The organism is Xanthomonas sp. LMG 12459, assembly GCF_009192905.1.
In the GTDB taxonomy this organism is placed as follows: Bacteria; Pseudomonadota; Gammaproteobacteria; order Xanthomonadales; family Xanthomonadaceae; genus Xanthomonas_A; species Xanthomonas_A sontii.
In genome coordinates, this window is the sequence record NZ_NSGT01000062.1 from 19,492 (window position 1) to 30,097 (window position 10,606).

6 protein-coding genes are annotated in these 10,606 nt (G+C 73.2%); all 6 read right to left on the minus strand.

Features of this window, described 5'->3' with window-relative positions:
- Nucleotides 1–3 precede the first annotated feature (3 nt).
- A complete protein-coding gene (locus tag CEK65_RS14150; RefSeq protein ID WP_081613481.1) occupies nt 4–210 on the minus strand; it encodes a DUF2934 domain-containing protein in 207 nt (68 codons plus the stop codon).
- Between the two features lie 14 nt (nt 211–224).
- The gene (gene treY, locus CEK65_RS14155; RefSeq protein WP_152182140.1) at nt 225–2,840 is read right to left on the minus strand and encodes a malto-oligosyltrehalose synthase; all 2,616 of its coding nucleotides are present in this window, start codon (nt 2,838–2,840) and stop codon (nt 225–227) included.
- The gene (gene malQ, locus CEK65_RS14160) at nt 2,837–4,804 is read right to left on the minus strand and encodes a 4-alpha-glucanotransferase (RefSeq protein WP_152182136.1); all 1,968 of its coding nucleotides are present in this window, start codon (nt 4,802–4,804) and stop codon (nt 2,837–2,839) included. Before malQ ends, treY begins: the two co-directional genes overlap by 4 nt.
- Before the next feature lie 148 nt (nt 4,805–4,952).
- A complete protein-coding gene (gene treZ / locus CEK65_RS14165; protein ID WP_193314798.1) occupies nt 4,953–6,740 on the minus strand; it encodes a malto-oligosyltrehalose trehalohydrolase in 1,788 nt (595 codons plus the stop codon).
- Between the two features lie 2 nt (nt 6,741–6,742).
- Entirely contained in the window at nt 6,743–8,905 is a 2,163-nt protein-coding gene (locus CEK65_RS14170) for a 1,4-alpha-glucan branching enzyme (RefSeq protein WP_343192915.1), read from the minus strand.
- Nucleotides 8,906–8,985: 80 nt separating this feature from the next.
- Nucleotides 8,986–10,587, minus strand: coding sequence for a glycogen synthase GlgA (gene glgA, locus CEK65_RS14175; protein WP_226980581.1), 1,602 nt, complete (start codon nt 10,585–10,587; stop codon nt 8,986–8,988).
- Nucleotides 10,588–10,606 lie beyond the last annotated feature (19 nt).

Here is a 10,606-nt window from a genome sequence, read left to right on the forward strand (position 1 = left end):
TCCTTAGGAAGAGGTGCTGCCGTTGCCGGCGCTGCGTCGCGGTTGCGACGGCGGCAGCGCCTCGGCATCGGCTTCGGCGGCCGCTTCCGCGGCCACCAGGCGTTCGGCCATGGCCCAATGGCGGGCGGCGTGGCCATCGGGTCGCCCTTCGGCTTCCCAGATTTCGTGTGCGAGTTGGCGGATGCGGCGTTGGCGTGTTTCTGCGTCCATGGCTTCTTGCGAGATCAGGGGGAGGCGACCAGCACGGCCACCGGGAACTCGGCGAACAGCGCCGACACCGCAATGGCCGACGTCGCGTCGACGGTAGCACTGGCCAGCACCGGGCGATACTGTGCCTGCGGCAGTGTCAGAACCGTGTTACGCCAATCGAACTGCGCCCGCAGCGGCGCGTCCGGCCGCAGCGCCTGCGCGGCCGCGCCCAGCCGCGGCACCGCCACCACCAGCGAGGCGCCCTCGTGTTCGCGCACGAAGCCGAGCACGTGTTGGGCCTGCGGGCCCTGCGCCTGCAGCGGCGTGTAGCGGCCGTGCGCGAACAAGTCCGGATGCGCGCGCCGCAGCTGCAGCAGCTGTGCGGTCAGCCAGGCCTTGACGTGGCCGCTGTGCCAGTCCTGCAGCAGCGCGTCCGCTGCGGTGGCATCGCGCAGCCAGGCCTGGCGCAGCGCGTAGTCCACCGGGCGGCGGTTGTCCGGATCCACCAGCGACAGATCCCAGCCCTCGCTGCCCTGGTACAGGTCGGGCACGCCGGGCAGGGTCAGGCGCAGGGTGGTCTGCACCAGGCTGTTGAGCGCGCCGGCCGGGGCCAGTGCCGCGGCCGCCTGCGCCAGCGCCTCGCGCAGTGCGGCGCCGGCAGGCTGCAGCAGTGCGGCGTCGAGCAGCGCGCGCGCATTGCGCTCGTAGTCCTCGTCCGGCCAGGTCCAGTGGGTGCGCAGCTTGGCTTCGCGCGCGGCCTTGAGCTGCCAGGCGCCGATGCGCTCGGCGTAGTCGCGCAGGCCGTCGGCGTCGTCCACCGCCAGTTCCAGCGGCCACGCCGCCACCAGCATCTGCCACAGCATCAGCAGGTCGCCGGGCAGCGGCGCGGCGCTACCGGCCGGCAGCAGGTCGGCCGACAGCGCCTGGAACCGCCCCACCTGCGCCTCCCACCACGGCGCCTGCGCGCTGAGCGCGGCCAGGCGCATGCGCACGTCTTCGCCGCGCTTGTGGTCGTGGGTGGCGGTGGCCAGCAGCGCGCGCGGATAGCGCTGCGCGCGCAGGGCGTTGGCCGCGTGGAACGCCTCCGGCGTCAGCGCGAACACGTCCGGCTCGCTGCCGACCTCGTTGCGCGAGAGCAGCACGCCGTGGCGGTAGAAGGACGTGTCCTCCACCGACTTGGCGTTGAGCGGTGCCGACAGTTGTTCCAGGCGCCGGCGCACGATCCGCCGCAGCGCCACCTGCGCCTTGCCGGTGCCGCGGCCGTCGCGGCTCCAGCGCTCGATCGCATCGATCGCCGCGCACACCCGCGGCTCGGCGCCGGCACGCGCGCGCTGCGCGGCCTGCGCCAGGCGCGCCGCGTCGTCGTCGTCCAGGCCATCGGGCCCGGCATAGGTGCGGTACACCTCGAAGTGCCGCAGCAAGGCCATCAGCCCGCGCGCCAGCATCTGCGGGCTGAACTCGCGGGTCAGCGGATCCAGGTGCGCGGCGGCGCCCAGCGCCTGCACGGTGCGCACGAACTCGGCCTGCAGCGAGCCCTGCAGGATCTCGTCGCGCGCGGCGCGCTGCTCCTGGCCGAAGTCGCCGCTGCGGCCGCTCCAGCGCCGCCACAGCGCGGTCAGCGGTTCGGCGCCGGCCGGGTCGTGCAGCACCGCGGCGACCTGGTCCATGAAGTCGTAGCCGGTGGTGCCGTCGCAGGGCCAGTCGCTGCGCAACTGCTCGTGCGGCGCCAGGATCTTTTCCAGATACAGGGCGATGCCGCCCGGGGCGATGCCGCGGCGGCGGCCGGCGCGGTCCAGTTGCGTGCGCAGCCGCTGCACGTAGCCGGTGGGATCGGCCAGGCCATCGACGTGGTCGACCCGCACGCCATCCAGATGGCCCTCGGCGACCAGCCGCAGCGGCAACTCGTGGACCGCGGCGAACACGTCGTTCTGCTCCACCCGCAACGCCGCCAGCGAGGTGATGTCGAAAAAGCGGCGGTAGTTGAGCATGTCGTTGCCGACCCGCCACCAGGCCAGGCGATAGCACTGGCGTTCGATCAGCCGGTGCAGGGCGTCGTCGCCTAGCCGCGCGGCGTCGTTGAGCCGCGCCGCCCAGGCCGGGCGCGCGCTGGCTGGTTCCTGGGCGATGGCGCCGTCCAGGCGGATCGGGAAGCGCTGGTCGTGGTGCAGCAGGACCACGCTGCCGTCCTCGGCCACCTGCAACTGCAGCGCGCCTTCGCTCAGCGCCTGCGCGTAGGGGCGGTCCAGCACCGGCAGCCACAGCTTGCCCTCGCGCCCGGGCGCGCGCCAGTCGATGTCGAACCAGCCGGCATGGCGGCTGCGCCGGCCATGGGTGAGCACGTCCCACCACCACGGATTGCTCGGGTGGGTGGCCATGTGGTTGGGCACGATGTCCAGGATCAGGCCCATGCCGTGGCTGCGCGCGCGCTCGGACAGGTGCAGCAGCGCCGGCTCGCCGCCGAGTTCGGGATTGACCTGGCGCGGGTCGGTGACGTCGTAGCCGTGGGTGGAGCCGGGGACGGCGGTGCCGATCGGCGACAGATACAGGTGGCTGATGCCCAGCCCGGCGTAATACGGCACCTGTGCGGCGGCATCGAGCAGGGTGAAACCGGCATGCAGCTGCAGGCGGGCGGTGGCCCGCAGGGGAATCATGCGCATGCGTCGGCTCCTTGCGCGGCGGTGGCAGTGGATTGGCGGGTCTGGGCGAAGGCGTCCAGGCGCGTGGCGAGGGTGGCCGCGGTCGCGGCGGCGTCGGGTGCGGGCAGGCGCCGGCGCCAGTTCGGGTGGCCGTCGACGGTGCCGGGCAGGTTGGGTTGCTGGTCCAGGCCCAGCGCGTCCTCGGCCGGCAGCAGGGCCAGCGGCGACGGCGTGGCGGCAACGAAGCGCAGCGCGCCCAGTTCCGGGTCGGCGGCCTGCGCGGGCGGCAGCGCCGCGGCGACCGCCTGGTCCATGCGCGCGACATCGTCGGTGCGTGCCTGGTGGTCGGCATGTTGCTGCGCGGCGTCGCTCAGTTGCAGGCGCCGGCGCCAGTCGATGTCCTCGCCGCGGCGCCAGCCGCGCAGAGTCGGCAGGTCGTGGGTGGTGGTGGTGGCGAGTGCGTCGGGGCGCCACTGCGCCGGCGGCAGGAACGCGCCGGCGCGGTCGCGGGTGAACAGCAGCACGTCGATGCCCATCACCCCGCGGCGCGACAGTTCGGCGCGGATGCCGTCCGGCACCACGCCCAGATCCTCGCCGATCACGATCGCGCGGTGCCGCCAGGATTCCAGCGCCAGCAGGCGCAGCAGGTCGTGCAGCGGATAGCGCAGGTACACGCCGGTGGAGGAGGGTGCGCCGCGCGGAATCACCCACAGCCGCAGCAGGCCGAGGATGTGGTCGATGCGCACGCCGCCGCGATCGCGCATCACCGCGCGCAGCAGTTCGATGAACGGCGCAAAGCCGGTCGCGCGCAGCGCGGTCGGCGCATAGCCGCAGATGCCCCAGGCCTGGCCATCGCCGTTGAACGCGTCCGGCGGCGCGCCCAGTTCCAGCCCCTGCAGCACCGCCTGCGGCCATGCCGCGGCCTCGGCGCCATGCGCGTCGAAGCCGACCGCCAGGTCGGCGATCAGGCCGATGCCCATGCCGTCGGCGCGTGCTTGCCGCTGCACGTCGGCCCAACTGCGCGCGGCCAGCCACTGCGCGAAGCGGTGCAGACCCGGATCGGCATCGCCGAAGTCCTGCGCGGCGAACGCGGCATGCGCGTGCAGGGCGCTGCCGCCGTCGCGTTCGAACGCGGCCAGGTCGGCGTGCAGCGCGGCATCGGCCTGGCCGAAGTCGGTATGCAGTTGCCGCAGCCACTGCCACTTCAAGGCAGCCGAGGCCGGCCAGTCGATCAGCGGGCGGGTCTGCGCCTCGGCGAAGGCCTGCGCCAGCCCGGCCGCCTCCAGCGCGCGCTGCGCGGCCGCGGCGCCGAGCACGCGTGCCGGCGCCGCCTGCAGCGGATCGAGGAAGCGGCGGTCGCTGGGCGAGTAGGGGCTGTAGTGCGCACCGATCGGTCGCGCCGCATGCACCGGGCTCAGCGCGATGGCATCGCCGCCGGCCGCGGCGATGCGCGCGGCCCAGGCGGCGGTGCCATCGGCGTCGCCGATGCCGGCGTCGTAGGCACCCGGTGCCGAGTACACCTGCAGCGACAGGCCCCAGCGCCGCGGCTGCGCCGCGCCCACCGCGTCGGCGACGCCGTAGCAGCGTGGCGGCGCCACCGCCAGGGTGGTGCGGCGGTCGCCATGCTGCAGCGTCCAGTAACCGGCGGTATCGGGTGCGACCAGGCGGCCCTGCGCGTCGCAGTGGCCGTGCAGCGCGCGCCCGTCCTCGCTGTCGAGCCGGTACGCCGTGCCGGGCGCGGCGCCGACCTCGACCGGCGCGCCGACGTCGGCAGTCAGCAGCGGCGGCAGCGCGGCATCGGCCTGCAGCCGGCGCAGGCTGTCGCGGCAGGTGGCCGCGTCGCGCGCGTCTAGGCCCAGTGCGCCGAGCACGTGGCGCAGGGTGTCGTCGGCGACCGTGCGCGGCGTGTCGCCGGCATCGATCCAGTCGACCAGCAGGCCGGCGGCGTCGGCCAGGATGTGCAGGGAAGTGTCGGTCATGGGCAGGGCGAACCGGGCAGCAAGGCAAAAGGGAAATCCGCCGCGGTCCCGCCCGCACGCGCTGGCGGCGCGTGCGCGGCGGTGGGCAGCTAACGAGGCGGCCAGCGTGCCGGGGACGCTGTCGCGATGGCGTCGCGACAGCGGGAACTCATGCGGCGTTGCCGGGCCGGTAGCGCGCGACGAAGGCGTTGGGCGGCAACTGCGCGGCGTCGTCGCCGGCGTTCTCCGCGTGCACGGTGCTGCCGGGCAAGTCCAGCGCCACCGGCGCGTCGCCGAAGTTGGCCGCCACATGCCATTCGCCGTCGCCCAGGCGCCAGCCCGCGGCGACCGCCTTCGGGCCGATCACCCGCGCCCCCAGCGCGCTGGCCTGGGCCAGCGCCGGCACCAAGTGCTGGCGGCGCAGCGCCATCAACGCCGCGAACCAGTCGCGCCAGCGCGCACCGTCGCCATGGGTGGCGTCGCTGATGTCGGCGATGGAGGCCTGGAAGGTGCTGGGTGCGTTGGGGTCGGGAATGGTGGCGCGCTGTTCCGGGTCGGCGAAGGCGGCGAAGTGCGCGAACTCGCGGCGCCGGCCCTCGCGCACCGCCTCGTCCAGCGGCGGCGCGAAATCGGTGAAGAACTGGAACGGGGTCCGGCTGCCCCACGGCTCGCCCATGAAGAACAGCGGGATCATCGGGGTCAGCGCGGTCAGCGCCAGCGCCGCGCGCAGCGCCGGTTCGCTCACCTGGGTGATCAGCCGGTCGCCGCGGGCGCGATTGCCGATCTGGTCGTGGTTCTGCGCGAAGATCACGAACTTGTGCGGCGGCAGGTGGCCGCTGGGCTCGCCGCGCGCGTGCCCGCGATGGTCGGCCTGGCCCTGGAAGGCGAAGCCTTCGCCGAGCACCCGCGCCAGGTGCTGCGCCGGCGCGTCGGCGAAGCCGGCGTAGTAGCCCTCGTGCTCGTCGGTCAGCAGCACGTGCAGGCTGTTGTGGAAGTCGTCGTCCCACTGCGCGCTGTAGCCGCGCTCCAGCACATCGGCCTGGTTGGCCTCGTTCTCCAGCACCAGGTGCACGTGGCGCCCGTCGGCCACGCTGGCCGTGATCGCCTCGCGCAGGGTATCGAGGAAGGCGTTGGGCACGATCGCGTGCACGGCATCCAGGCGCAGGCCGTCGAAGCGGTATTCGTGCAGCCACATCAACGCGTTGTCGATGAAGTAGCGCTGCACCGGCGGCAGACGGAAATCGATCGCCGCGCCCCACGGCGTGGGTGCGTCCTCGCGGAAGAAGCGCGAGGCGTATTGGCCCAGGTAGTTGCCGTCCGGGCCGAAGTGGTTGTAGACCACGTCCAGGAATACGCTCAGGCCCAGGCCGTGCGCCTCGTCGATCAGTGCCTTGAGTTCGTCGGGATGGCCGTAGGCCGAGGCCGGCGCGTAAGGCAGCACGCCGTCGTAGCCCCAGTTGTGGCGGCCGGGGAATTCGGCCAGCGGCATCAGTTCGATCGCGGTCACGCCGAGCGCGGCCAGGGTCGGCAACTGCGCGCGCAGCCCGGCGTAGCCGCCGCAAGTGCCCACGTGCAGTTCGTAGAACACGGTCTCGGCCCAGGGCCGGCCGCGCCAGTCGCCGTGGCGCCAGGCGTAACCGTCGGTGGCCAGCACCGCGCTGGCGCCGTGCACGCCGTCCGGCTGCCAGCGCGAGGCCGGGTCCGGCACCGGGGTGCCGCCGTCGATGGCGTAGCGGTAGCGGGTGCCGGGCGCGCAGGCCAGGGTGGCGGCGAAGTAGCCGTCGCCGATCGCCTGCAGCGGCTGCCGCCGATCGTCGCCGAACACCAGCTCCACGCGTTCGGCATCCGGCGCCCACAGCGCGAAGGCGACCTCGCCGTTGGCGCCCGGCCAGGCGCCGGGGCGCAGGACCGCGCGCGGGGCGGCGGAGGAATCGGTCGAGACAGCGGTCGTGGCCATGGTCAAAGGTCCGGTTGCAGCCAAAGGGTGGACAGCGGCGGCAAGGTCAGCGCCAGCGATTGCGCATGCCCGTGCATCGGCTGCGGCAGGGTCGACAGCACACCGCCGTTGCCCTGGTTGGAACCGCCGTAATAGCCGCTGTCGCTGTTGAGAATCTCGCGCCAGCGTCCGCCACGCGGCACCCCCACGCGGTAATCGTGGTGGACGGTCGGCGTGAAGTTGCTCACCGCCAGCAGCGGCGGCGTATCGTCATCGCGGTCGTGGCGGACGAAGGCGAACACGCTGTTGTGGTGATCGTCGGCGATGCTCCATTCGAAGCCGTCGCTGCTGCGGTCGCTGCGGTACAGCGCCGGCAACGCACGCAACTGCCGGTTGAGGTCGGCGACCAGGCGCGCGACGCCGCGGTGCTCGGGCTGCTGTGCCTGCACCCAGTCCAGCGGCCGGTCGTGGTCCCAGTCCTGCCACTGCCCGAACTCGCAGCCCATGAACAGCAATTTGCGTCCGGGATGCGCCCACATGAAGGCCAGGTAGGCGCGCAGGTTGGCGAAGCGCTGCCAGGCGTCGCCGGGCATGCGCGCCAGCAGCGAGCCCTTGCCGCGCGCCACCTCGTCGTGCGACAGCGGCAGCACGAAATGCTCGGAGAACGCGTACACCAGGCCGAAGCTCATCTCGCTGTGGTGGTGCTGCCGGTGCAGCGGATCGCGCTGCAGGTAGCGCAGGGTGTCGTGCGCCCAGCCCATGTTCCACTTGTGGCTGAAGCCCAGCCCGCCCTGCTGCGTGGGCGCTGTGGCACCCGGCCACGCGGTGGATTCCTCGGCGATGGTGCGCACGCCCGGGAAGCGCTGCGCGATCTCGTCGTTGAGCCGGCGCAGGAAGGCGATCGCCTCCAGGTTCTCGCGGCCGCCATGGGCGTTGGGAATCCACTCGCCGGCGTTGCGGCCGTAGTCGCGGTACAGCATCGCCGCCACCGCATCCACGCGCAGGCCGTCGACGTGGAAGCGCTCGATCCACTCCAGCGCGCTGCCGATCAGGTAAGCCACCACTTCCGGGCGGCCGTAGTTGTAGACCAGCGTATTCCACTCGCGGTGCACGCCTTCGCGCGGGTCGGCGTGTTCGTACAGGGCGCTGCCGTCGAAGCGCTGCAGGCCGTGCGCATCGTCGGGGAAGTGCGCACCGACCCAGTCCAGCAACACGCCGATGCCGGCCTGGTGACAGGCGTCGACGAAGCGCGCGAAGCCGTCGGCGTCGCCATGGCGCGCGGTGGGGGCGTACAGGCCCAGCGGTTGGTAGCCCCAGGAGCCGCCGAACGGGTACTCGGCGATCGGCAGCAGCTCGATGTGAGTGAAGCCGAGCCCGCGCACGTAGGGGATCAGTTCGGCGGCCAGCGCATCCCAGTGCAGCGGCTGGCCGTTGCCGTCGTGGCGCCAGGAGCCGGCATGCAGCTCGTAGACGCTCAGCGGCTGTGCGCTGCCGGCCTGGGCCTCGCGCTGTGCAAGCCAGGCCGCATCGCCCCAGGCATGGCTGTCGGCGTACGGCACCACCGAGGCGGTGGACGGCGCCAGGGCGCTGCAGCGCGCCACCGGATCGGCCTTGCGCGGCAGCACGCTGCCGTCGGCGGCCTGCAATTCGTATTGATAGTGTTCGCCGCCGTGCAGCCCGGGCACGAACAGTTCCCAGACCCCGGCCTCCGGATGCAGGCGCAGCGGATGCCGGCGCGCGTCCCAGCCATTGAAGTCGCCGACCAGCGCCACCCGCCTGGCCTGCGGCGCCCACACCGCGAAGCGCACGCCCTCCACCTCGCCGACGCGGGCGTGATGCGCGCCGAGCGCGGTACGCAGGGCGGCGCCGTCGCCGGCGGCCAGATCCTGCAGCCAGGCCGGATCGAGCATCGGCTCGAAGGCATAGGGGTCGTCGCATTCCTGCACCGCGTCCGGCCACACGATGCGCAGCCGGTAGGGCGTGGGCTGCTTCAGCTCGCCCTCGAACAGGCCATCGGCCTGCGGGTGGGTACGCATCCGCGCGATCAGCTTGCCCTGCGCATCGAGCACGCCCAGCGCCTCGGCACCGGGCGCCAGCACACGCACCCGCACCGTGCCGTCGGCCTGTGGATGCGGGCCAAGCCAGGCGAACGCATCGATCGCCTCGCCGCGTGCCAGTGCCTGCAGGGCAAGGCCGTCGCCGTCGTCCTCCGTGTCCGCCGCCGGGTCCCCGCCGGCGGCCGGGTCCACGGCGTGTTCCCGATCGCTCATGCGGCGGCCATGGCACTCGCGGTGGCCGACACCGTGGCGCTGGCCGCGGCCGGGATGTTGCCGGCGGTCGTGGCGGCGGTGCGCTCGTACAGCGCCATGTACTTGCGCCCGGCCAGCTCCCAGCCGCTGGGCCGCAGCATCGCCGCGCGACGCATCGCCTGCAGCAGACCCGGCAGGCGGAAGGTGCGGAACACCCGTTGCAGGCAGCGGCGCAGGCCGTCGGCCGAGGCTTCCTCGAACAGGAAGCCGGTGACGCCGTCGTCCACCGTGTCGATCAGGCCGCCGGTGGCGTGGGCGATCGGCAGGCTGCCGAAGCGCTGCGCGTACATCTGGCTCAGCCCGCAGGGCTCGAAGCGCGAGGGCATCAGCAGGAAGTCGGAGCCGGCGAACATGCGCCGCGCCAGCGGCTCTTCGAAGCCGATGTGCGCGCCGACATGGCCGGGGTAACGCCGCGCCAGCGCCGCCACCGCCTGCTCGATCTGCGGCTCGCCGCCGCCGATGATCACGATCTGGCCGCCGGCGGCGACGATCTGCGGCGCCACCTCGCAGATCAGGTCCAGGCCCTTCTGGTGCACCAGCCGCGAGACCACCGCGAACAGCGGACCGTCGCTGTCGAGCAGGCCGAACGCCTGGCGCACCTGCGCCGCGTTCTCGCGCTTGCCCTGGATCTGGCCGACGCCGAAGTGCGCCGGCAGGTGCGCGTCGGTGCGCGGGTCCCAGCTGGCGTCGATGCCGTTGACGATGCCGCTGAGGCGGCCGCTGGCGGCGCGCCGCGCCAGCAGCGCGTCCAGGCCGCAGCCCTGCGCCGGGCCGGTGATCTGCGCGGCGTAGCTGACGCTGACCGTATTCACATGGTCGGCATGGACGATGCCCGCGCGCAGGAACGACATCTGCCCGTAGAACTCCAGGTCCTGCAGGCCCTCGGCGGGGATGCCCAGGGCGCCGGCCATCGCATACGGGAACAGCCCCTGGTAGGCGAGGTTGTGGATGGTCAGCAGGCACGGCGTGCGGCCGCCGGACCAGCGCACGTAGGCGGCGGCCAGCGCGCACGGCCAGTCGTTGAGGTGCAGCAGCTCCGGCGTCCAGTCCAGCCCGGCCTGGCCGCCGGCGATCTGCGCGGCAGCGTGGGACAGGGTGGCGAAGCGCAGCGCGTTGTCTTCCCAGTCGCGGCCTTCGCTGCACACGTAGGGCGAACCCTGCCGCTCGAACAGCTGCGGACACAGCAGCACGTACACGCACAGACCATCGGGGCGCTCGGCCCGGCCCAGCGCGCAATCCGGCAGCCCAGCATGCGCGGCGATGCGGCCGACGATCTCCAGCGGCCCGGTCGTGCGCAGCACCGACGGATAGCCCGGGATCAGCACGCGGATGTCGCAGCTGCTGCGCAGCGCGCGCGGCAATGCCGCGGCCACGTCGCCCAGGCCGCCGGCCTTGATGAAGTCGGCCATCTCGGAGGTCACGAACAGGCTGGTCCGGCGCGGCGCCGGGTGCAGCTTGACGGTCACCTCGGCATTGCGGACGAAGCGGCCGCGCGCATCGCGGTAGCGGCGGCGCGGCGCATGCAGCACCGGATGGGTATCGCGTTGTCTGTCGGTCAGGTCGGCGGGGGGGGGGGGC

Coding starts and splice junctions, on each gene's coding strand:
- treY (WP_152182140.1), bottom strand. CDS start 2,840: ATGATTCCCCTGCGGGCCACCGCCCGCCTGCAGCTGCATGCCGGTTTC.
- malQ (WP_152182136.1), bottom strand. CDS start 4,804: ATGACCGACACTTCCCTGCACATCCTGGCCGACGCCGCCGGCCTGCTG.
- CEK65_RS14150 (WP_081613481.1), bottom strand. CDS start 210: ATGGACGCAGAAACACGCCAACGCCGCATCCGCCAACTCGCACACGAA.
- treZ (WP_193314798.1), bottom strand. CDS start 6,740: ATGGCCACGACCGCTGTCTCGACCGATTCCTCCGCCGCCCCGCGCGCG.